17 protein-coding genes are annotated in these 22870 nt (G+C 52.0%); 12 read left to right on the forward strand and 5 right to left on the reverse strand.

What is annotated here, in order from left to right:
- Positions 1–106: 106 nt before the first annotated feature.
- Complete coding sequence (locus X965_RS14750; RefSeq protein ID WP_036418625.1) at positions 107–529, reverse strand: NUDIX hydrolase; 423 nt, start codon at positions 527–529, stop codon at positions 107–109.
- 238 nt (positions 530–767) lie between these two features.
- Here X965_RS14750 and fruK point away from each other — a divergent pair, with 238 nt between their 5' ends.
- Positions 768–1706: a 1-phosphofructokinase gene (fruK, locus tag X965_RS14755; protein ID WP_036418649.1), complete on the forward strand. Its 939-nt coding sequence runs from the start codon at positions 768–770 to the stop codon at positions 1704–1706.
- Positions 1707–1712: 6 nt separating this feature from the next.
- Here the strand turns inward: fruK and nfo are convergent, their stop codons facing one another.
- Both nfo and X965_RS14765 read right to left on the reverse strand, forming a co-directional pair.
- A complete protein-coding gene (nfo, locus tag X965_RS14760) occupies positions 1713–2555 on the reverse strand; it encodes a deoxyribonuclease IV (protein ID WP_004238040.1) in 843 nt (280 codons plus the stop codon).
- 105 nt (positions 2556–2660) lie between these two features.
- Complete coding sequence (locus X965_RS14765; RefSeq protein WP_036418627.1) at positions 2661–3749, reverse strand: YeiH family protein; 1089 nt, start codon at positions 3747–3749, stop codon at positions 2661–2663.
- Between the two features lie 181 nt (positions 3750–3930).
- Here X965_RS14765 and yieE point away from each other — a divergent pair, with 181 nt between their 5' ends.
- The 10 genes from yieE to X965_RS14815 all read left to right on the forward strand — a co-directional run bounded on the left by yieE (position 3931) and on the right by X965_RS14815 (position 17176).
- Complete coding sequence (gene yieE, locus X965_RS14770) at positions 3931–4797, forward strand: DNA-binding transcriptional regulator YeiE (protein WP_004238044.1); 867 nt, start codon at positions 3931–3933, stop codon at positions 4795–4797.
- 187 nt (positions 4798–4984) lie between these two features.
- Positions 4985–6466 carry an amino acid permease gene (locus X965_RS14775; RefSeq protein WP_036418628.1) on the forward strand — a complete coding sequence of 494 codons (1482 nt, stop codon included), beginning with the start codon at positions 4985–4987 and terminating at the stop codon, positions 6464–6466.
- 344 nt (positions 6467–6810) lie between these two features.
- Complete coding sequence (locus X965_RS14780) at positions 6811–7902, forward strand: ABC transporter substrate-binding protein (protein WP_004238047.1); 1092 nt, start codon at positions 6811–6813, stop codon at positions 7900–7902.
- Positions 7903–7930: 28 nt separating this feature from the next.
- Positions 7931–9028 (forward strand): iron ABC transporter permease, encoded by a 1098-nt coding sequence (locus X965_RS14785; RefSeq protein WP_004238048.1) that lies wholly within the window; start codon positions 7931–7933, stop codon positions 9026–9028.
- Position 9029: 1 nt separating this feature from the next.
- The gene (locus X965_RS14790; protein ID WP_004238050.1) at positions 9030–9848 is read left to right on the forward strand and encodes an ABC transporter ATP-binding protein; all 819 of its coding nucleotides are present in this window, start codon (positions 9030–9032) and stop codon (positions 9846–9848) included.
- 280 nt (positions 9849–10128) lie between these two features.
- Positions 10129–12093: a ligand-gated channel protein gene (locus X965_RS14795; protein ID WP_032098687.1), complete on the forward strand. Its 1965-nt coding sequence runs from the start codon at positions 10129–10131 to the stop codon at positions 12091–12093.
- Positions 12094–12675: 582 nt separating this feature from the next.
- Positions 12676–14055 carry an APC family permease gene (locus X965_RS14800; RefSeq protein WP_004240658.1) on the forward strand — a complete coding sequence of 460 codons (1380 nt, stop codon included), beginning with the start codon at positions 12676–12678 and terminating at the stop codon, positions 14053–14055.
- A gap of 123 nt (positions 14056–14178) precedes the next feature.
- Complete coding sequence (locus X965_RS14805; protein ID WP_004238053.1) at positions 14179–14964, forward strand: TSUP family transporter; 786 nt, start codon at positions 14179–14181, stop codon at positions 14962–14964.
- A 112-nt stretch (positions 14965–15076) separates the two neighbouring features.
- A complete protein-coding gene (gene dld / locus X965_RS14810) occupies positions 15077–16822 on the forward strand; it encodes a D-lactate dehydrogenase (RefSeq protein WP_004238055.1) in 1746 nt (581 codons plus the stop codon).
- Positions 16823–16879: 57 nt separating this feature from the next.
- On the forward strand, positions 16880–17176 hold the full coding sequence (locus X965_RS14815) for a hypothetical protein (protein ID WP_225902840.1): 297 nt from the start codon (positions 16880–16882) through the stop codon (positions 17174–17176).
- 40 nt (positions 17177–17216) lie between these two features.
- Here X965_RS14815 and sbcB read toward each other — a convergent pair whose 3' ends face one another.
- The gene (gene sbcB / locus X965_RS14820; protein ID WP_036418631.1) at positions 17217–18635 is read right to left on the reverse strand and encodes an exodeoxyribonuclease I; all 1419 of its coding nucleotides are present in this window, start codon (positions 18633–18635) and stop codon (positions 17217–17219) included.
- A 277-nt stretch (positions 18636–18912) separates the two neighbouring features.
- On the opposite strand from sbcB, the gene tmaR reads away from it, so the two are divergent.
- Entirely contained in the window at positions 18913–19239 is a 327-nt protein-coding gene (gene tmaR, locus X965_RS14825; protein ID WP_036418634.1) for a PTS system regulator TmaR, read from the forward strand.
- Positions 19240–19349: 110 nt separating this feature from the next.
- Here tmaR and rne read toward each other — a convergent pair whose 3' ends face one another.
- Complete coding sequence (rne, locus tag X965_RS14830; protein ID WP_036418637.1) at positions 19350–22514, reverse strand: ribonuclease E; 3165 nt, start codon at positions 22512–22514, stop codon at positions 19350–19352.
- Between the last annotated feature and the right edge of the window lie 356 nt (positions 22515–22870).

A 22870-nucleotide genomic window follows, 5' to 3' on the forward strand; every position in this document is an offset into this window, starting at 1 on the left:
AAAAAAGGTTGTAAAGCAGATAAACTGATAAATCCGCGTAATTGTGTGTGATTGAATGATAAATGAGCAATTGCCGCCCCGGTATTCAGGCGCGGCATGTAACGGATTATTTTGTCAGATAAAACTGATTGGTCTGCCACAGGTGAATGGCATTGCGGCTGGCTTCAAAATGCGGTTCGGGCAGATTATCCGGAGAGCACCAGATAATGCCGTCAAATTTATCCGGCTCCCGGATCACCGGCAGCGTATCGCTGTCATAGTGTGCCAGCAGGCAGACTGATACCGTGTGCTTGCCTTCCTCCCGGTATGTTTCCAGGTTATTGCACAGACCGATAACCTTCGGATCAGTAAGGGTAATGCCGATCTCTTCCTGAATTTCACGGATAGCGCAGGCTTCAAAGGTTTCACCGGGATCAACATGTCCCCCGAAAATGGACCAGTATGGCGCATGTTTGCCGCTGCGTTTACCCAGCAGCACCTCACCTTTGCTGTTGACAATAACCACCCCGGTACCAACGACGACTGACATTATTTTTTCCTTCTTTTTAATCAGATTGCGGGCGCTATGGTACACTTCCGTGCGCCGGAGTGACAGCCTGTCTGTTTTTGACAATATCTTCCTGCAAAATGAATGATTCAGAGCATAGAATATCTGCCTGTCTGTGTTATAACTGAAACGATTCAAAAGCAGCTATTGTATCATGCTGCATTATATTACTAATGATTATAACCCGTTAGCCAAAAATAACAGAGGGAGCACCCGGCTGATGACCCGTCGAGTAGCCACAATTACCTTAAATCCGGCCTATGACCTTGTGGGAATGTGTCCGTCCCTTGTCCCGGGCGAGGTGAACCGTGTCAGAACGGTTGGGTTACATCCTGCGGGAAAAGGCATTAATGTCGCCAAAGTTCTGCGCGACCTCGGGGTGGATGTAACTGTCAGCGGCTTTCTGGGGAAAGATAATCAGGAAGAATTTCAGCATTTTTTCAGTGAAAACGGGCTGGCAAACCGCTTCCATGTGATCCCGGGGCGCACCCGGATCAACGTGAAACTGACCGAAAACAGCGGCTCGGTGACGGATCTGAATTTCTCCGGTTTCCGTATCACCGAGAGCGAATGGCAGAAGTTTATGGCCGATTCACTGACCTGGCTCGGGCAGTTCGATATGGTGGTGGTCAGCGGCAGCCTGCCGGAAGGTGTGGATCCGGCGTGGTTCACCACCTGGATGAGCCGCCTGCGCCAGCTGTGTCCGTGCATTATTTTTGACAGCAGCCGTGAGGCGCTGGTGGCCGGTCTGAAAGCCACGCCGTGGCTGGTGAAGCCCAACCGTCATGAACTTGAGATCTGGGCGGGTAAACCGCTGCCGGAACTGAAGGATGTGATTAACGCCGCCCATGCCCTGCGGGACAAAGGCATTGCCCATGTGGTGATTTCGCTGGGGCAGGAAGGGGCGCTGTGGGTGAATGCCTCCGGTGCCTGGCGTGCACTGCCGCCGCATTGCGAGGTGGTGAGCACCGTCGGGGCAGGGGATTCAATGGTCGGCGGCCTGGTATACGGCCTGCTGATGAGCCAGAGCAGCGAACACACGCTGCGGATGGCGACAGCGGTGTCTGCACTGGCAGTGAGCCAGCCCGGTGTCGGTGTCCGTGACCGCGCCGAACTGGCGGCAATGATGGCAAAAATTAAACTCAGCCCGGTGGTATAACCCGGGTTATTTTTCCAGCGATTTCAGCCAGGCAATTTCCTGCGCCCAGATATCCGGATTCACGGTTTCCAGTACCATCGGGATGCCGTCGAACCGTTTATCTTTCATAATAAACTCAAACGGCGCATTGCCGATTTTACCCTGACCGAGACTATCGTGACGGTCAACGCGGCTGGCGAACTCACTTTTTGCATCATTCAGGTGCATGCCCTTCAGATACTCAAACCCGACAATGCTTTCAAAATCCGCAAACGTGGCTTTGCAGGTTTCCGGTGTCCGCAGATCATACCCGGCGGCAAACGCGTGGCAGGTATCGATACAGACACCAACGCGGGATTTATCCTCCACGCCCTCAATAATGGCGGCCAGCTGCTCAAAGCGGAACCCGAGGTTGCTTCCCTGTCCGGCGGTATTTTCAATCACGGCAATCACACCGCTGGTTTTATCCAGCGCAATATTAATGGATTCCGCGATCCGCGCCAGACAAGCCTTTTCCTCAATCTTATTGAGGTGGCTGCCGGGATGGAAATTCAGACGGTCGATCCCGAGCTGTTCGCAGCGCTGCAATTCATCAAGAAATGCCTCGCGGGATTTTTCCAGTGCTTCCGTTTCCGGATGGCCGAGGTTAATCAGATAGCTGTCGTGGGGCAGGATCTGCCCGTGGCCGTAGCCGTATTTTTTGCAGTTGGCCTTAAAGGCCGCGATGACGTTTTCCGGCAGGGGGGCAGCTTTCCACTGGCGCTGATTTTTGGTGAACAGGGCAAAGGCTGTGGCGCCCAGTTCATGCGCACGGATAACTGCCTGATCAACACCACCGGCGGCGCTGACGTGTGCTCCGACATATTTCATTGGTTTTTCTCCTTCTTTGTGCCGATTATGGCATAAGGAACCGGAGAATGCAGTGACAGGATATCCCGGCCGCACAACCGGGATATCACAGAAAGAAGGGCAGGATCAACCGGTGATCAGCGGGATAAGCAGGTTAATTGCCGCACCGCCGCCAATCAGCCAGCCGAACAGCACCAGCGCCATCAGCATCGGCTTGATACCGGCCTGGCGGATAGCACTGACGTGAGTGGTCAGGCCGAGTGCCACCATTGCCATCGCCAGCAGAATGGTATCGAGCACAATAATCTGGCGGACAATAATTTCCGGGATCAGATGGAAGGAGTTAAATCCGGCCACCAGAATAAAGAAGACGGCAAACCACGGGATAGTGATTTTGGATTTTTCCTTCGCCGCGCCCCTGGTACTGCTTTTCTGACGGCTCAGATACTGAGACAGGATCAGAAGGAACGGCGCCAGCATCATCACGCGGATCATTTTACTGATCACGGCGCTGTTTTCCGCATCCGGGCTGATGGTGTGACCAATCGCCACCACCTGAGCCACTTCATGCACGGAAGACCCGGCATACACCCCGAAACTCATGTCGGTGAACGGCAGCCAGCCCAGCGCGGCATTGAGATGGAACAGCCACGGGTACAGGAAGATACCGATGGTGCCGAAAATCACCACGGTAGAGACCGCAACCGCCACTTTACTTGCCGGGGCTTTAACCACCGGCTCGGTGGCCATCACCGCTGCCGCACCACAGATACTGCTACCGGCACCAATCAGAATGACGGTTTCTCTGTCCAGCCCGAACCATTTACGGCCGATATACATGGCGATCAGGAAGGTGCTGGTCAGCATCACGGCATCAATAATCACGCCGCTGATCCCGACATCGGCAATCTGCTGAAATGTCAGACGGAAGCCGTACAGGATGATCCCCGCCCGTAAAAAATAGTGTTTGGCAAACCCCACCCCGGCTTCGCACTGTGGCTTGATATGCGGGTAAACGGTATTACCGGCAATAATCCCCAGCAGAATAGCCAGTGTCAGTGCGCCCAGCCCGAGGTTGATAAACCAGGGCATTTCCCCGAGCAGCATAGCGGCGGTGGTCAGAACCCCCGCCAGGATAAAGCCCGGAAGTAGTCTCAGCCACATCGGTTTTGCTGTGCAGCGGGCTTTTTCGGTTTTGATATGACTTTCAGACATAAGTAACTCACAAAAAGGAATAACGATGTGCAAAGCATAGCGGAAAGCGTAATATTTTTAAAATTCATAATAATTCTATAATCAACCTAAAAATCAGGTTAGCGGTAATGGCAATGTTAAATTATAAGTATAATGTTAATATGATGATAATAATCGGGATAAAATAAGGGAGCGCTTTGCCATGCGCATCACACTGAGACAGCTCGAAGTCTTTACAGAAGTTCAGAAGTCCGGTTCGACGACACAAGCTTCCCAGCAGCTGGCGCTTTCACAGTCCGCCGTGAGTGCCTCTCTGACGGATCTGGAAAATCAGCTGAATGTTCAGCTGTTTGACCGGGTCGGTAAACGGCTGGTGACCAATGAACACGGACGGCTGCTGTATCCGAAAGCCATTGCCCTGCTCGAGCAGGCCGGTGAAATTGAACAGCTGTTTAAAACCGATGCGGGGGCATTGCGTTTTGCGGCCAGTACCACCATCGGCAACTATATGCTGCCGGAAATGCTGGGGGCATACCGTGCAGTGCATGAAAATACACCGGTTGAATTATTTATCGCTAATACTGAGGAAGTGATTAAAGCCGTGCTGGAGTTCCGCGCGGATATGGGGCTTATCGAAGGGGTCTGCCATTCCCCGGAACTGATTACCGAGCCGTGGCTGGAAGATGAGCTGGTGATTTTCTGCAGCCCGGATAATCCGCTCAGTCAGAAAAGCAATGTGACTCCTGATGATCTGAAAAATGTGGCCTGGGTTCTGCGTGAACGCGGTTCGGGTACGCGGGAAGTGCTGGATCAGATCCTCTTTAACCGTCTGCCGGGTTTCCGCGTGGAAATGGAGCTGGGGAATTCCGAGGCCGTCAAACACGCGGTACGCTTCGGGCGCGGGGTCAGTTGTCTGTCGCGGCGGGTGATTGCCGAACAGCTGAGTAACGGGCTGTTGTCAGAGGTGAAGATTGCCGGGCTTACCCTCAACCGCACACTTTTCCGGATTTATCACCGTCAGAAACATATCTCCAACGCCCTCAATACCTTCCTGACCTATTGCCGCTGACGCGGCATCTGTTTCTTCTGCCGCCGGTTTCCGGCGGGCAGCTGAGGCAAATTATAAGCCGGGTGCTTATAATTCCGCAGCGATTATGCAGGTATCTTATAATGCCGCATATTTGCTGGGTACAGTCCCGGGATTTCGCTACAATCACGCTCAGTGGATGAAAATAACTACATGAAACAGGATTGTAATGTCTCAGCAAGCAAATCAAATCGCGGGTGAACAACCGCAGACACTGCGCCGTGAATTAAAGGCGCGCCATCTGGCGATGATCGCCATCGGCGGATCTATCGGTACGGGGCTGTTTGTCGCTTCCGGTGCCACTGTTGCCCAGGCCGGTCCCGGCGGGGCGCTGTTAACCTATGCCATTATCGGCCTGATGGTCTACTTCCTGATGACCAGCCTCGGTGAACTCGCGGCCTATATGCCGGTATCGGGTTCATTTGCCACTTACGGCGCCAAATATGTGGATGAAGGCTTCGGTTTCGCACTGGGCTGGAACTACTGGTACAACTGGGCGGTGACTATCGCGGTTGACCTGGTGGCAGCACAGCTGGTGATGACCTACTGGTTCCCGGCAGATCAGATTCCGGGCTGGGTCTGGAGTGCGGCGTTCCTCGCCATCATGTTCCTGCTTAACTTTATCTCTGTAAAAGGATTCGGTGAGGCGGAATACTGGTTCTCCTTAATTAAGGTCAGTACCGTTATCCTGTTTATTGTTGTCGGCGTGATGATGATCACCGGCATTATGAAAGGCGGGGAAGGTGCTGGCTGGCATAACTGGACTGTCGGCGAGGCACCGTTCAAGGGCGGGTTTGCCGCGATGATCGGGGTGGCGATGATTGTCGGCTTCTCCTTCCAGGGCACTGAACTTATCGGTATCGCTGCCGGTGAATCCAAAGATCCGGCCAAAAATATTCCGAAAGCGGTGCGTAAAGTGTTCTGGCGTATCCTGCTGTTCTATGTGCTGGCGATTCTGGTGATCAGCCTGATTATCCCGTACACCGACCCGAACCTGCTGCGTAATGATGAAACCGATATCAGCGTCAGTCCGTTCACCCTGGTCTTTGAACGCGCCGGTCTGCTCTCTGCGGCAGCAGTGATGAACGCGGTTATCCTGACAGCGGTACTGTCTGCGGGTAACTCCGGGATGTATGCCTCCACCCGTATGCTGTACACCCTGGCAAAATCCGGCAAAGCACCGAAACTGTTTGCCAAACTGTCCAAAGGCGGTGTGCCGCGTAACGCGCTGATTGCCACGACGGTGATTGCTGCGCTCTGCTTCCTGACATCGATGTTCGGTAACCAGTCCGTGTATCTGTGGCTGCTGAATGCCTCGGGGATGACCGGCTTTATCGCCTGGCTGGGGATTGCCATCAGCCACTACCGTTTCCGCAGAGGCTATATTAAGCAGGGCTATGACCTGAACGATCTGCCGTACCGCTCCGGTTTCTTCCCGGTCGGCCCGATCTTCGCCTTTATTCTGTGTCTGACCATCACCCTCGGTCAGAACTTCGAAGCCTTCCTGCAGGATCAGATTGACTGGGTGGGTGTGGTCGCGACCTATATCGGTCTGCCGCTGTTCTTCGCCATCTGGTTTGGTTATAAAATTGTTAAGCGTACTAAGTTTGTCCGCTACAGCGAAATGGACTTTCCGGCCAGCCATAAATAAGGCTGTGTGACCCGATTTTGTGACATATCACGTAAATTGATAAAAAACCTGACGATCCTGGTCAGGTTTTTTTTATGTTTGTCGTTACAGGCTTCGCGGGGATATCCACGGGTTGAAACTGTGTTTATCCGTTAAGTCAGTCGTTTTATCTGTTAATAATGAATATCACTTACAGATTATCTTTCGATATATCGCTATCACCTGATGATAACGAATATTGTAATGAGGAAGATAATTATTCCGTATTGATAAGGGTTCTTATTTGCTTTATTGTTAACGCCAATTTCTGACAGATAACAGGAGTCGGTAACGTGAAATTAGTATCTGTAGCAAAAGGGCTGACCATGAGCCTGGCAGCAGGGGCTGTTCTGATGAGCAGCGCAGCATGGGCGGAAACAGTGGTTGATGCCGCAGGGCGTACGGTGGAAGTACCGGAAAAAGTGGAGCGCATCCTGTTAGGGGAAGGGCGTATGATCCACGCGGTGGCATTGCTGGAAGGGGACAAACCACTGGCACGTATTGCCGGCTGGCAGGGTGACTTCCGCAAACTCGACCCGCAGTCTTATGCTGTCTACAAAGCTAAATTCCCGGAAATCGACAAGATCCCGCTGATCGGTAACACGACAGAGGACAGCGTCAGTGCAGAAAAAGTATTAACCCTCAATCCGGATGTGGCTATTTTCGGCCTGGCCGGTCACGGACCGGGTAAAAACAGCGAGCTGGTCGGTCAGCTGGAAAAAGCCGGTATCCCGGTTGTCTTTGTGGATTTCCGCAACGAACCGCTGAAAAACACTCTGCCGGGTATGCGTGTGCTGGGTAAAGTGCTGCACCGCGAAGAAAAAGCCAAAGCCTTTGAAGATTTCTATCAGAAGCAGATGAAGTTAGTCACTGACGTGACAGACAAAATCCCGGAAGATAAAAAACCGACCGTGTTTATCGATCTGCGCGCCGGGTCTTTCCCTGACTGCTGCGGTACTGCCGGTAACGGTAACCTCGGTAACTTTATCGATCTGGCGGGCGGTAAAAACATCGCCAAAGACGTTCTGCCGACACCACTGGGTACCATGAACCTGGAGAAAGTGATTGCGGCGGATCCGGATATTTATCTGGTCAGCGGCGCGAAAGCCCCGGGCAGCACCGATGCGGGTGTTCAGCTGGGTGCGCAGGCAACAGAAGCGGATGCCAAAGCCAGCCTGAAAGCCATTACTGAGCGTAAGGGCATTAATACCCTGACCGCAGTGAAAGAAGGGCGTGACTATGCTATCTGGCACAACTATTATAACTCACCTTATAACGTGATTGCCGCGCAGGCCTTTGCCAAGTGGTTCTATCCGGAGCAGTTTAAAGATCTGGATCCGAAGAAAACCATGGATGAAATGTACAGTCAGTTCCTGGCTGTCGAACCAACCGGCACATACTGGGTCAGCGGTAAATAATTTTAAGTAGTCAGCAGGTATTTGAATAATGAGTATTACCACAGAAGCAATGCTACAGACGAAGCCGGAACAGGCAGGCAGTGAATTAAGCTGTGATGTGAAATCACATTACCGGCGTGTACTGCGCAGGCGGCTGATGTGGATGTTTGCGGTGGTTGCGGTAATACTCTGTACCGTGGTGCTCGATTTCACCATGGGGCCGTCCGGGCTGACCCTTGATGCACTCTGGCAGACCCTGGTGTCGCCGGAAAGTGTATCCGCGGGCACCCGTGTGATTGTCTGGGAAATACGTCTGCCGTATGCCCTGATGGCCGTGGTGGTCGGCATGTCTCTCGGTCTTGCCGGGGCAGAGATGCAGACCATCCTCAATAACCCGCTGGCGAGTCCGTTTACCCTCGGCGTCTCCAACGCCGCATCGTTTGGTGCGGCGCTGGCGATAGTCCTCGGAATTGGTATTCCGGGCGTACCGGATCAGTGGTTTGTTTCCGCGAACGCCTTTATTTTTGCCCTGTTTTCCGCGCTGATGCTTGACGGCATCACCCGCTGGACACGAGTGGCAACCTCCGGTGTGGTGTTATTCGGTATCGCAATGGTCTTTACCTTTAACGCACTGGTATCAATGATGCAGTTTATCGCCACGGAAGACACCTTACAGGGGCTGGTTTTCTGGACGATGGGCAGCCTGGCGCGCGCCACCTGGGTGAAACTGGGTGTGATGACGCTGGCCTTTGCCATTCTGCTGCCGATTTCCATGAGTAACTCGTGGAAGCTGACCGCACTGCGCCTCGGCGAAGATCGCGCTGTCAGTTTTGGTATTAACGTGCGCCGTCTGCGTCTCGGTACGTTGCTGCGCATCAGTATTCTGACCGCGCTGGCGGTGGCTTTTGTCGGCCCGATTGCGTTTATCGGCCTGGTCGCGCCGCACATTGCCCGCATGATGTTCGGTGAGGATCACCGTTTCTATCTGCCGGCGAGTGCATTAATCGGGGCGCTGGTATTGTCGATGGCATCCATTGCCTCGAAAAACCTGATTCCGGGCGTGATTATTCCGGTCGGTATTGTGACATCACTGGTAGGTGTGCCGTTCTTCCTGAGCATGATCCTGCGTCATAAAGGGAGCATGTAAGATGGATTTGAATGCAATGTCTGCTCAGAGCGGGTTACAGATTAAACACTTCAATGCCGGTTATCCGAAACGGAAAATCATTGAAGACCTGAATGTTGAGCCTCTGCCGCGCGGTAAAATCACCGTGCTGCTCGGGCCGAACGGCAGCGGGAAATCGACCCTGCTGCGCTCCCTGGCCGGTCTGAACAAGGCGGAGGGGCAGTTACTGCTCGATGGTCATGATCTGACGCGGATGAATTTTGCCGAACGCGCGAAGCAGGTGGTTTATCTGCCGCAGACACTACCTGCCGGGGTGCACCTGCATGTGCTGGAATCCGTGATTGTTGCACAGCGGGCTTCAGGCGGTATTTCTGACCGCGACAGTGAGCAGGAAGTGATGTCTCTGCTGTCACAATTAGGCATTGAACATCTGGCGCTGCATTATCTGGATCAGTTATCCGGCGGTCAGAAACAATTAGTCGGGCTGGCGCAATCATTAATCCGTCAGCCGACACTGTTATTACTGGATGAGCCGTTAAGTGCGCTGGATTTAAATTATCAGTATCACGTAATGGATTTGGTACGCCGTGAAACTCAGCGCCGGAATATTATTACGGTGGTGGTTGTGCATGATATTAATATCGCACTGCGTCACGGTGATCATATATTAATGCTGAAAGACGGGAATTTAATTGCGGAAGGGGATCCGGAAGCGGTTATTACGCCGGACAGCCTGGCAACCGTTTATGGTGTGCGCGGCCGTATTGAGCACTGCTCGCAGTCTGTGCCGCATGTTGTTATTGATGGCCTGGTGCCGCGCGCGGTTGCGGTGCTGGCATAATAAAACCGGTTTATATTACATATTCTTTTTTATTCTCTGCGGAATATATTTCCGCAGAGGGTGATTATCTGCATGCCGCATATGTTTTTATGCGCTGATAATACATTGTTTTCTGTATAATTTATTTTTATAAAAACAAATAACCTTATAAAAGGTAATAATAAAATAATGACGAATGCCTGCAATGGCAGGGTCATTATTATTTAAAAAAAGGGATATAAATCCCTCAGAGCGAATGTCGATTGTCCATAAATATATTATCTCTTGGAGAATCAAAAGAATGGTTATTTTTTCAAAAAGAAAAGTGGCGGTATGTGTTATGGCAGCACTCGCCGCTCAGGTGATGGCTGCTCAGGCTGCAAATAAAGAAGACGTGATTGTGGTTACCACCGCATCCGGCTTCCAGCAGAAAATTGAGGATGCTGCGGCGACTATTTCCGTTGTTTCACGCGAACAACTGGAAGATAAAGCCTACCGCGATGTGACTGATGCCCTGAAAGATGTGCCGGGTGTTGTGGTCACCGGCGGCGGCAGCTCGTCAGATATCAGTATCCGCGGGATGGATCCGAAGTACACCATGATCCTCGTGGACGGGAAACGGGTTGCCAGCCGCGAAACGCGCCCTAATAGTGATAACTCCGGAATTGAACAGGGATGGTTGCCGCCGCTGACTGCGATTGATCGCATTGAAGTGGTGCGCGGACCGATGTCTTCACTGTATGGTTCGGATGCCATGGGTGGGGTTATCAATATTATCACGCGGAAAGCGCAGGGTGAGTGGCATGCGAGCGTCCGGACAGATGCAACCATTACCGAACGCAAAGACAGCGGTAACACCGGGCAGGGCAGCTTCTTTGCCGCCGGTCCGCTGGTGGATAACCTGCTGAGTATGAAAGTGAATGGCCAGTATTCCCATCGCGGTGAAGATAATTTCGCGAACGGCTTTAACCGTCAGATCATGACCAGCGGCGGCGGTACACTGACATTAACGCCGGATGAGCAGAACAGCATCGATTTTGATTTCAAAAAAGATAATCAGCACCGCGATTCCCGTCTCGGGAAAAGTGCCTCTGCGCGCAGCAAAGAGAGCAGCTTCAGCAAGTATGAGATGTCGCAGTATGCGATTACTCATGACGGTAACTATGACTGGGGCAGCATGAACAGCTATGTTCAGCGTAATGAAACCAAAAACCCGGGCCGTAATATGGAGTATTACGACACTATCGCCCGTAACCAGACTGTTATGCCGCTCGGCGACCATATGTTGAGCCTCGGCGGTCAGTACCGTTTCGAAGAGCTGAAAGATCAGGGCAATAAATTAGCCGGCAATAAACTTGACCGCTACAGCTGGGCGCTGTTTGCAGAGGATGACTGGGCGCTGACCAATGATTTCACCCTGACCGGCGGTCTGCGTATGGATAAGGATGAAAACTTCGGTACGCACTGGACGCCGCGTGTTTACGGTGTGTGGCATCTGGATGAGAGCTGGACAGTGAAAGGTGGCGTGTCCACCGGTTACCGTTCACCTGATCTGCGCCAGGCAACGGCTTCATGGGGTCAGGTGACCGGCGGCGGCAGTCTGAACGGTGTTATTTTCGGTAACCCGGATCTGAAACCGGAGAAAAGTGTCACCGAAGAGATCAGTGTGCTGTGGAATAATCAGGATAATCTCAATATGAGCCTGACTGTCTTTAACACTGACTTTAAAGATAAGATCACCGAAATCCGCCGTTGTGGTACAGGAACCGATACTATCTGTACGGAAAAAGATCCGGATAACAAAACCTACGATTTCATCAGTGACCGTATCAACGTCGATAAAGCCAATATGCGCGGTGTGGAAGCGATTATGAACTGGCAGATTGTCGAGTCTGTGGATCTGACAGCGAACTATACCTTCACCGATTCCGAGCAGAAGAGTGGTGCTTTCAAAGGCAAAGCGCTGAATAAGATGCCGAAACATATGGCTAACGCCACGCTGAACTGGGATACCACGCAGGATATCAAAACCTGGAGCCGGATTAACTTCCGCGGCAAAACCTCCGATTATCTGTCCCGCACCAGTATGGCTACAGGAACCGGTTCTTATGCCACGGTGGATGTCGGCGGCAGCTATCAGCTGAATAAAGACCTGAACTTTGTGGCGGGTGTGTATAACGTGCTGGATCGCCGTATCAATAATGAAAACTACGGTGCCACACTTGACGGCCGTCGTTACAATATCGGTCTGAATTATAACTTCTGATGTAACCATCATTCATTATTATGTGCCGAAACACGGCGTCCTTTTCAGGGCGTCGTGTTTTTTTATGGCAGGCAGAGTGACTGGAAAACACACGAACAGCCGGATTTTTTAACGTTTCAGCTATAAATATTCAAAGTTTCATCACAGAAATTCTGCCGGTAAAGCAGTATGTAAAAAAATTACCGGATCAGGGCGAACAAAGCTTGAAATTTATGACTGAGGGGTGCAGAATGCGCCATCCAAAAAAATAACTGATGCATTTATACGCATCGGTTTTTTTTTTGCACTAAAATATTGTCACCGACAAAAAAAGGGGCCGATAGGCCGGATAACTGTTTACTGAATTACACCGGACGATAAACACCGGTATGAGGATGCGATAAATGGCGCAATTTTTCACTTTTGCACCTGTGCCAATCGGCGCTGGCTGCTGCAACGACGACTACGGAGCACGGCGCTCCTGCTCAGCACTCCAAACCCCTTCTTACTTCACTGCCTACAGGCAGATGCGAAGTCTTCCCGGTAACACGCCATCTGATAGTAGTATCAGTATGATTGTCGGTGTTACGGGGGGATTCGCTCATGTCGCATAATACTACCCTCGATATTGGCCTGAATCGTACAGCTGCCAATAACCGCGTACAACTCGCAAAAACACTTACCCTCGTTCAGGTTGTCATGATGGGGCTTGCGTACCTGCAGCCGATGACTATCTTTGATACGTTCGGGATTGTGTCCGAAATTACCAGCGGTCATGTTGCGACCTCTTATGCTATCGCACTGACAGCCATTCTTTTTACTGCGCTGAGTTACGGCAAACTGGTTAAACGGTTCCCGTCCGCAGGCTCGGCGTATACTTATGCCCAGAAATCCATGAGTCCGCATATCGGCTTTATGGTTGGCTGGTCATCGCTGCTGGACTACCTGTTCATGCCGATGATCAACATTCTGCTGGCAAAAATTTATCTTCAGGCAATCTTCCCTGACTGTCCGCCATGGATTTTCGTCGCGGGTCTGGTTTTCCTGATGACATTATTTAACCTGCGCGGCATCAATGTTGTGGCAAACCTCAATACCGGGATTGTACTGGTACAGGTTGCTGTGATGATTGTGTTTGTCGGTCTGCTGGTCCGTGGTGTGTCTGCGGGTGAAGGGGCGGGTACGCTGCTCTCCTTCCGTCCGTTTGCTTCCATTGATGCGGAACTGATCCCGATGATAAGCGGGGCGACCATACTGTGCTTCTCCTTCTTAGGATTTGACGGTATCAGCTCACTGTCAGAAGAAACACCGAATGCCGGGAAAGTGATCCCGAAAGCGATTTTCCTGACCGCACTGATTGGTGGTCTGATCTTTATCGCGGTGTCTTATTTCCTGCAGCTCTATTTCCCGGATGTATCCCGTTTCAACAATCCGGAAGAGTCACAGCCTGAAATTATGTACATGGTGGCCGGTGCCTTCTTCCAGTCCATCATTCTGGTGTTCTCCTGCGTGACCGTACTGGCTTCCGGTATGGCGGCACAGGCAGGGGTATCCCGTCTGATGTATGTGATGGGCCGTGACGGCGTGTTCCCGGAGAAATTCTTCGGCTACGTGCATCCGAAATGGCGTACCCCGGCACTGAACGTGCTGCTGGTGGGTGTGCTGGCGCTGAGTGCAGTCTGGTTTGATCTGGTTACCGCAACCGCGCTGATTAACTTCGGGGCACTGGTGGCGTTCACTTTCGTTAACCTGTCTGTGATTTCACAGTTCTACATCCGCGAGCGCCGTAACAAGACGCTGGGCGACCAGATCAACTATCTGCTGCTGCCGATTATCGGTGCCGCGACAGTGACCGTGCTCTGGTTCAACCTCGATGCGAAATCGATGGAACTGGGTCTGAGCTGGGGTGCACTGGGTCTGATCTATATGTTATGGCTGACCCGCCGTTTCCGCCGTCCGATGCCGCAGATGCCGGAACAGTAAGTCTTTAAGCAGTTATGTCGTGAAAACGGCGCACAGTTTGATGCTGTGCGCCGTTTTTTTATGTGTAATCGCGTATAGTAACCCTCTGAAAGTATAGAAAATGATAATAATTAAGGGATGCAGATGTATATTGAGCACAGTCTGATGGCAGACTATTTTTATGCGGGACTGGCACTGCTGGTCATCGCCTCTTTTGTGGCCGGATATATTGATTCCATTGCCGGCGGTGCAGGGCTGATTCTGATCCCGGCCTTTATGCTGACCGGTCTGCCGCCGCATATGGCGCTGGGACAGGAAAAACTGGTGAGCTCTGTCGGTACGCTGGCGGCCATTTCTAATTTCATTAAAAACAAATCGGTTTACTGGCAGATAATTCCGGCCGGGATTATTTCATCGTTCTTCGGGGCCTGGGTGGGCGCGAAAGCGATTATATATCTGCCGTCTGAAACGATTACCTATATTATTATCTGTATGCTGCCGATCGGCCTGCTGGCGGCCTTTTTTAAAGGAAAACTCGGTGGTGCACAACAGGGCAGCGCCGTGCGCAAATCTGTATGGCTGGTCTTTTTCACCTGCTTTATTGTCGGTTTCTATGACGGCTTTTTCGGGCCGGGTACCGGCAGTATCTTTATTATCTGTCTGTTTCTGATCAATAACCTCGATTTACTGAAATCCTCCGCGACCTCGAAAATCTTTAACCTGGCATCAAATGCCGGCGGACTGGTCGCCTTTATTATGGCCGGGCATATCGCGTTCCTGCTCAGTATCCCGATGATCGCCGCCAGTCTGCTCGGGAATCACCTCGGCAGCCAGCATGCTATCCGCACCAACGGAGAAATTGTCCGTAAAATCCTGATCCTGACAGTCGGGATTATGATGGTGACGCTGCTGATCAACCTGTTCAGATAAGCCGGATTCGTGGTTAATCTGTTAAATTTGTTAAAAATAGTATTTGTATTATAAATAAGATAAGAGGCATAATTACTTAATGAACAATAAGTAATCTGAATCGGGGTAAAGTATGATCAACAATCAACAACCTGACGGCGCACGTCTTATTCAGGCACTGACAGATATTGTCAGTCACAAACACATTTTAACAGAGCCGCGTAAGACGGAGCGATACCGCAAAGGCTTCCGTTCCGGAGAAGGCAGCGCGCTGGCGGTGGTGTTCCCGGGCACGCTGTATGAACTGTGGCAGGTGTTTAAAGCCGCTGTTGAAGCTGACAGAATTGTGATCATGCAGGCGGCCAATACCGGTCTGACCGAAGGCTCCACCCCGAGCGGGGATGATTATGACCGCGAAATTATTATTATCAGCACACTGCGCCTGGATAAAATTCAGGTACTGACAAAACAGCAGCAGGTAGTGGCACTGCCGGGCAGCACCCTGTGGCACCTGGAAAAAGTCCTGAAACCGCTGGGTCGTGAGCCGCATTCAGTGATCGGTTCTTCCTGTATCGGGGCTTCCGTGGTCGGCGGGATTTGTAATAACTCCGGTGGTTCACTGGTGCAGCGCGGTCCCGCTTATACCGAACTGGCGCTGTACGGCCGCGTTAATGCGGACGGCAGCGCAGAACTGGTTAACCATCTGGGGATTGATTTAGGATCCACGCCGGAAGAAATTCTGAATTGTCTGGAATACCGGCAGTATCAGGATGCGGATATTGAGGACACGGATAAACCGGCCTCTGACCATGATTATCATCAGCGTATCCGTGATGTGGATGCGGACACCCCATCCCGTTTCAACGCCGACGAACGCCGCCTGTTTGAAGCCTCCGGCTGTGCCGGTAAGCTGGTGGTGTTTGCAGTGCGCCTTGATACCTTCCCGTCTCAGGGAGAGAGTAAAGTTTTCTATATCGGCACCAATACGCCTTCTGTGCTGGAAGATATCCGCCGTCATATTCTCGCGGAGTTTGAGCATCTGCCGGTGGCCGGTGAATATATGCACCGCGAATGTTATGACATCGCAAAAGTCTACGGCAAAGACAGCTTCCTGATGATTGATAAACTCGGCACTGAAAAAATGCCGAAGCTGTTCACAATCAAAGGGCGGATGGATGCTGTTTTCAATAAAATCCCGCTGCTGCCGAAAAATCTGATTGACCGCACAATGCAGTTATTCAGTCATCTGTGGCCGAACCATCTGCCGCGCCGGATGGAAGAGTACCGCGATAAATATGAGCATCACCTGATGCTGAAAATGGCCGGAGAGGGGATTGATGAAGCCCGTAACTGGCTGAGCACTTTCTTTGACAATGCAGAGGGTGCTTTCTTTGAGTGTGATGCCAAAGAGGGGGCGGATGCTTTCCTGCACCGCTTTGTGGCCGCCGGTGCCGCCATCCGCTATCACGCGGTAAACAGCAGCAAAGTGGAAGATATCCTCGCACTGGATATTGCACTGCGCCGTAATGACCAGGCGTGGCTGGAAGTTTTGCCGCCGGAAATTGAGAGCAAACTGGTGCATAAACTCTACTACGGACATTTTTTATGCCACGTTTTCCATCAGGACTATATTGTGAAGAAAGGCGTGGATCCGCATGCGCTGAAAGAGGAAATGCTGGAAATCCTGAACACGCGCGGGGCGGAATATCCGGCAGAGCATAATGTCGGCCATCTGTATAAAGCGAAACCTCAGCTGAAAGCCTTCTATAAAGCCACCGATCCGACCAACACCCTGAACCCGGGACTGGGCAAAACCAGTAAATTAAAATATTGGGGGGAAGGGCACGAAGGATGTGGCTGCGGAAAGTATAATCAGTAATGTTAATAAGGGATTAAATTCACTATAATCAGCTTTTCTCCCTGTTTACTGATGATTATGTTTAAAAGACTCAAGAATGCCTTCGGCAAAGCGGTTCCGGTCAAGTGCCATAAAGCAGAGGTGCTGCATAACCTCAGCACGGATGAGCGGGCGCTGATTGTGTATATCCTGAATGCCCGTGGTGAAAATGTCAGTATCGGCATTAAGCACAGCAGTGCGGATTCACTGATCACCAAAGGGGTGCTGAAAGAACTGGGGCGGGATACAGAGAGCCGCACGCGGCTGGTCTCTGTTTGTCCGAAGTACAGGGAATCCCTGTGCCGGGTATTCTATACCGCCAATAAAGCGGGATGATTTCACTGCCGGGAGTCTCCCTCCCGGCAGTCTGTTCTGATTACTGCGCCAGGTGCTGCGCGTACTGCACCAGCTTCTTCAGTAATTCTGTCTTGTTTGCATCATGCTGATATTCCTGCATCATTTCACCAATCTGCTCAAAATAACGGGTTAAATTATCCTGATTAAAGACCTCACGGCGATGGGCAAGCCAGCGCTGCTGCTCATGCTCATCCAGTGTGCCGGGGAAATTCCGGGCGCGGTAGCGGAACAGTAACTCCGGCAGACGGGCATCCTGGTAACTCAGCGCCAGTGCCGGCAGATTCTTTGGATCCGTTTCGCGGATAATCGTCATGGCCGCTTTATCCGAATCACTGAAAAAGCCCTGATAAATCATGCGATCCACATCATTCTGCGGCGGAAACTCACGTGGTTGTGCGAACACTGCCACGACTTTTTCGCGGATCTCCGGATGCTGATGCAGCAACTCTGCATTACGGGCACACAGGTCTTTATCCAGCCCGATACGCTGTGCATCCTGCGGGCGCAGGGTATTTTCCGGTGCCAGGATCGGGCACTTATTGATATGCACCAGTTTGAGCGGTACCGGGGACGCGTCTTCCGGCAGTTCATCACGGCGGGTGTACAGGTGTTCGCGCAGCGTATCCGCATCCAGCGTCAGCAGCGGGGTCAGGTCACCGGCGAGATCACACATAATCACGGCATTGCGGTTATCCGGATGCCATGCCAGCGGGGCCACCAGGCTGGTATTGGCACGGACAGCCCCGAACATTCCGGAGATATGCACCAGCGGTTTCATGGACGGAATATCAATCAGTGCCGCGAGTTTGCGTTTATCGCGCAGAGTGAAAAAATAATCGAACAGACGCGGCTGTGCACCACGCAGCTGTTTTGCCATGGCAATGGTGGCATACACATCCGCCATCGCATCGTGGGCATTTTCATGAGCGATACCGTTGGCGGCAGTCAGGTGTTCCAGCTTAAAGCTCGGCAGTCCTTCGTCATTCTCCGGCCAGTTTGTACCGTCCGGACGCAGCGCATAGCAGGCGCGGGTGATATCGATCAGATCCCAGCGGGAATTGCGGTTCATCCAGCTGTAGGCATACGGGTCGTAAAAATTCCGGTAGAAAATATTACGGGTGACTTCATCATCAAAACGAATGCTGTTATAGCCGAGAATACAGGTGTCCGGCTGTGTAAAGGTGTCATGAATCAGCTTAGCAAACTGCGCTTCATTAACCCCTTTCTGCAGGGCTTCCTGCGGCGTGATACCGGTTATCATCACCGCAGCGGGCTGCGGCAGATAATCATCCGCCGGGGCGCAGTAGGCGATTACCGGGTCGGCGATAATATTGAATTCACTGTCTGTGCGGACACCGGCAAACTGCGCCGGGCGGTCACCGGCAGGATCCTGCCCGAAGGTTTCGTAATCGTGAAAGAAAAATTGTGCTGAAGACACCGTATGGCCCGTTTTCTGATAAATGATGGGCTACAGGGTAGCAAATCGGGGAAAAAATACCAATTTCGCCGGTGAATGTTCCGGAGAACGGGATAGCCGGGTTTCAGCATAAAATAACGGGATTTTGTGCGGAATTTACATCTGCTGAAACAATTCCGCTCAGAAATACGCTACACTGAAGAAAACCGCAGAAAACCGGCGGAATTGCTTGTCGGCGGTCATGGTTAACCTGTATTGTTTAATGAATCACATTTCAGATATGACTAAGGGTAGAATAATGGACAACACAACCAAGCCTTCCTTTCACAATGTCCTGGAGTTCGTTCGTATGTTTCGCCGTAAAAACAAAATACTGCGTGAAATAACTGACAACGAAAAGAAAATTCGTGATAACCAGAAACGTGTACTTCTGCTTGATAACCTGAGTGAATACATCAAGCCGGGCATGTCCATTGAAGATATCCAGGCTATCATTGCCAATATGCGCAGTGACTATGAAGATCGTGTGGATGAGTACATCATCAAGAATGCGGATCTGTCAAAAGAGCGCCGCGAAATCTCCAGAGAACTCAACGCGATGGGCGATATCAAAGATATTAAGTAATCGCACAGACTGAACAGCAGAAACCGTGAATTGAATATTCGCGGTTTTTTTTATGACAAAAGATAAAAAAATGGCTCCCGGGGGAGCCATTTTCAGTTCAGTGCGGATTATCAGAGCAGAGTTTTTGACGGCTCTGATGCAGCATGGTTGGTGGCCGCATGACCGCCTGCACCGTGCAGCGCATAGGTTTCACGGGCTTCACGCTGGTATTCGGTGATAACAAAGGCTTCGCCGGTGGTTGCCGGAGCAGGGGCTTTGGTCATCGGTGAATAAGCATGACGGCCGGCAGCAACGACAGTTGTTTCAGTAACCGGAGCCGCAACCGGTGCGGTAACAGGTTCAGCCACAACAACCGGCTCAGGCTCTGCAATAACTTCCGGTTCTGCAACAACAACCGGTGCAACAGGTTCTGTGACAGCAACAGGCTCAGTAACAATCACGTCAGTCACAACAGGCTCATCAGCGATAATGTCAGCGGTTTCCTGTACAGGCTCTTCTGCCGGTACAGATTCAGTAGCAGTATCCGCAACCGGTGTTTCTTCCGGAGCAGTGACCTGAGGAGCCTCAGATGCGACAGTCAGAGAGAACTGTTCTGCCACAACGGTGGTTTCTGTAGTTTCAGCCATCACCTGAGCAACAACGGCGGTTTCGGTAATCACAGCTGTTGTTTCGGTGATTTCCGGTGTCTCAGCTGCGATTTCCTGTTCTGCCTGTGCAGCAGGTGCCACAACCGGATACTGGATCCACACTTTACCGGAAGCCAGTTCAGGGGAGAACACAGCCATTTCCAGCGGAACCGGAGACTGCGTCAGCTGACGGTCTTCACGGTAACGGCGGCGGCGCTGACCACTCACACGCAGATGACGCGGTGAACGGCGGGAGCGGCGCGGCAGGATGTTATCACTGTGTGCCTCATCACCATTGTTTTCAGCCGCTGCCGGTACGTCGGTATCCGCAGCAACTGCCACTGGTGCATTATCGATAATAACCGGAACCGGTGCTGCAACAGCCGGTTTAGTCTGTGTTTCACCATCAGTGATACGGACAGAACCGTTCAGCTGACGGCGGGTACGGCGCTGACGAACCGGTGTCGGTGCATCATCATCTTCCGTATTGCCGTCATTGTTCAGTGCATCCTGATCTTCCTGCTGGGCGCGCAGTTTTTTCGCATCCTGCTGGACACGTTTTTCGTCCTGACGGCGGCGCTGACGCTCTGCACGCTGTTCACGGCGTAACTGCTGCTGTGCTTCGCGGGCGGCCAGTTCTTCCGGTGTCAGATCTTCGTTCGGTGTATTCTGATTACGGCCTTTACGCGGCTCATTCACAGTATCGCGATCGCGTTTGTTGCGCGATTCGTTGTCACTGCGTTCACTGCGCTCAGGACGGTCAGCACGCTCGGTACGCTCGCCGTTGCGATCATTACGGTCACGGCGGTTACGGCGCTGTTTGTTACGATCATTCCCGCTGCGGCGGTTGTTGTCGTTAGTTTGTTTTTTCTCTTTCTGTTCAGTTTCTTCCTGCACAGCAGGTGCGGAGCCGAACAGTTTTTTGATGAGACGGCTGAAGAAGCCACCTTCAGAAGCCGCAGGTGCCTGCTTATCCTGACGGTTATCGCGTTTGCTTTCCGGTTTGCGGGTGGCGGCAGTCTGTGCCGGTACCGGTGCATCGGATGTGATAGCAAAGGCATTGATAGCCGGTTGTTCCGGTGCACGGCGTTCCTGAGTTTCCTCTTCTTCACCGGCAGCGGATTCCGCTTCGTATTTCTCCGGCAGGCGGTAGCTCAGGGTACCGATTTCATCACCTTTACGGACACGGACCACACGGAAGTGCGGGGTTTCCATCTGGTTGTTCGGCACGATAATCACGCTGACACCGGCCTGACGTGCTTCAATCGCACTGACAGCCTGGCGTTTTTCGTTCAGCAGATAAGAGGCGACCGGTACCGGCACAATTGCATGTACCTGATGGGTATTCTCTTTCAGCGCTTCTTCTTCAATCAGACGCAGAATGGAGAGCGCCAGTGATTCGTTATCACGCACAGTCCCGGTGCCGCTGCATCGCGGACACACATGATGGCTTGATTCACCCAGTGACGGGCTCAGACGCTGACGGGACATCTCCAGCAGACCAAAGCGGGAAATGCGGCCAATCTGGATACGGGCGCGATCCTGACGGACAGCTTCGCGCATGCGGTTTTCCACTTCGCGCTGATGACGGACCGGGGTCATATCGATAAAGTCGATAACAATCAGGCCGCCGAGGTCACGCAGGCGCAGCTGGCGGGCGATTTCATCCGCCGCTTCCAGGTTGGTGTTAAAGGCAGTTTCTTCGATATCACCGCCGCGCGTTGAGCGGGATGAGTTGATATCGATAGCAGTCAGGGCTTCGGTGGTGTCGATAACAATCGCACCGCCGGACGGCAGACGGACTTCGCGCTGGAAAGCGGATTCAATCTGCGACTCAATCTGATAGTGACTGAACAGCGGCACTTCGCCCTGATACAGTTTAATTTTGCTGGCAAAATCCGCACGGCCGATAGCAGTGATGTGCTTACGTGCCAGTTCCAGAATTTTCGGGTTATCGATGAGGATCTCACCGATGTCCGGGCGCAGGTAATCACGGAACGCGCGGACGATAACATTACTTTCCTGATGGATCAGGAACGGTGCAGGGCGGCCTTCAGCAACTTTTTTGATGGCTTCCCAGTGCTTGATACGGTACTCGAGATCCCAGCGCAGGGCATCGGCTGATTTACCGACACCGGCGGTGCGGACAATCAGACCCATTCCATCCGGGATATCCAGGGCAGACAGGGCTTCTTTCAGCTCGGTGCGGTCATCCCCTTCGATACGGCGGGAGATCCCCCCGGCACGCGGGTTATTCGGCATCAGAACCAGATAGCTGCCGGCCAGGCTGATAAAGGTGGTGAGTGCAGCCCCTTTATTACCGCGCTCTTCTTTGTCCACCTGAACAATGACTTCCTGACCTTCTCTCAGGACATCTTTGATATTCGGGCGGCCGGAAGCGTGGTAATTAGCAGGGAAATACTCGCGGGCAATTTCTTTGACGGGAAGGAAACCGTGACGCTCTGCGCCATAGTCAACAAAAGCAGCTTCTAAACTCGGTTCAATACGGGTGATTTTCCCTTTATAGATGTTTGCTTTTTTTTGTTCGTGACCGGGGCTTTCGATATCCAGATCATACAAGCGCTGCCCGTCGACAAGGGCAACACGCAACTCTTCCTGCTGAGTTGCGTTGATTAACATTCTTTTCATTATAAGTTACTCAATTTTTTCATTTAATTAGTGCGCTGCGGGCAATTTCGTTGCTACCGGAACCGATGACCTCGTGGCTTTTACCGCACCGTCAGCCTCTCGGCTGTCGATCGTATAGAGGTGCAAATTGTGTCGGTGAGGTTCAGTCTTGTCTGAATCCCCGTTGCCGGCTGAAAATCACGTTTATACGCGATACCGGCCCGGTAAGCTGCAACCCGCAGCCCGCTGATTATCTGACCGGAAATAACGTCTTACGCCATTGCTGCGTTGTCATCGGTCAGACAAAGATAAAATATCTGTTTTGCCAAAATCGGCGCATGCATTATTCCATTGCCGGTGTGGTTATAGCAAGGTGA

Source organism: Morganella sp. EGD-HP17 (assembly GCF_000512315.2).
GTDB classification, from domain to species: Bacteria; Pseudomonadota; Gammaproteobacteria; order Enterobacterales; family Enterobacteriaceae; genus Morganella; species Morganella morganii.

Bases quoted from the DNA above. Each gene is read 5' to 3' on its own strand.
- X965_RS14750 (WP_036418625.1), bottom strand. From the start codon at position 529: ATGTCAGTCGTCGTTGGTACCGGGGTGGTTATTGTCAACAGCAAAGGT.
- fruK (WP_036418649.1), top strand. From the start codon at position 768: ATGACCCGTCGAGTAGCCACAATTACCTTAAATCCGGCCTATGACCTT.
- nfo (WP_004238040.1), bottom strand. From the start codon at position 2,555: ATGAAATATGTCGGAGCACACGTCAGCGCCGCCGGTGGTGTTGATCAG.
- X965_RS14765 (WP_036418627.1), bottom strand. From the start codon at position 3,749: ATGTCTGAAAGTCATATCAAAACCGAAAAAGCCCGCTGCACAGCAAAA.
- yieE (WP_004238044.1), top strand. From the start codon at position 3,931: ATGCGCATCACACTGAGACAGCTCGAAGTCTTTACAGAAGTTCAGAAG.
- X965_RS14775 (WP_036418628.1), top strand. From the start codon at position 4,985: ATGTCTCAGCAAGCAAATCAAATCGCGGGTGAACAACCGCAGACACTG.
- X965_RS14780 (WP_004238047.1), top strand. From the start codon at position 6,811: ATGAGCCTGGCAGCAGGGGCTGTTCTGATGAGCAGCGCAGCATGGGCG.
- X965_RS14785 (WP_004238048.1), top strand. From the start codon at position 7,931: ATGAGTATTACCACAGAAGCAATGCTACAGACGAAGCCGGAACAGGCA.
- X965_RS14790 (WP_004238050.1), top strand. From the start codon at position 9,030: ATGGATTTGAATGCAATGTCTGCTCAGAGCGGGTTACAGATTAAACAC.
- X965_RS14795 (WP_032098687.1), top strand. From the start codon at position 10,129: ATGGTTATTTTTTCAAAAAGAAAAGTGGCGGTATGTGTTATGGCAGCA.
- X965_RS14800 (WP_004240658.1), top strand. From the start codon at position 12,676: ATGTCGCATAATACTACCCTCGATATTGGCCTGAATCGTACAGCTGCC.
- X965_RS14805 (WP_004238053.1), top strand. From the start codon at position 14,179: ATGTATATTGAGCACAGTCTGATGGCAGACTATTTTTATGCGGGACTG.
- dld (WP_004238055.1), top strand. From the start codon at position 15,077: ATGATCAACAATCAACAACCTGACGGCGCACGTCTTATTCAGGCACTG.
- X965_RS14815 (WP_225902840.1), top strand. From the start codon at position 16,880: ATGTTTAAAAGACTCAAGAATGCCTTCGGCAAAGCGGTTCCGGTCAAG.
- tmaR (WP_036418634.1), top strand. From the start codon at position 18,913: ATGGACAACACAACCAAGCCTTCCTTTCACAATGTCCTGGAGTTCGTT.
- rne (WP_036418637.1), bottom strand. From the start codon at position 22,514: ATGAAAAGAATGTTAATCAACGCAACTCAGCAGGAAGAGTTGCGTGTT.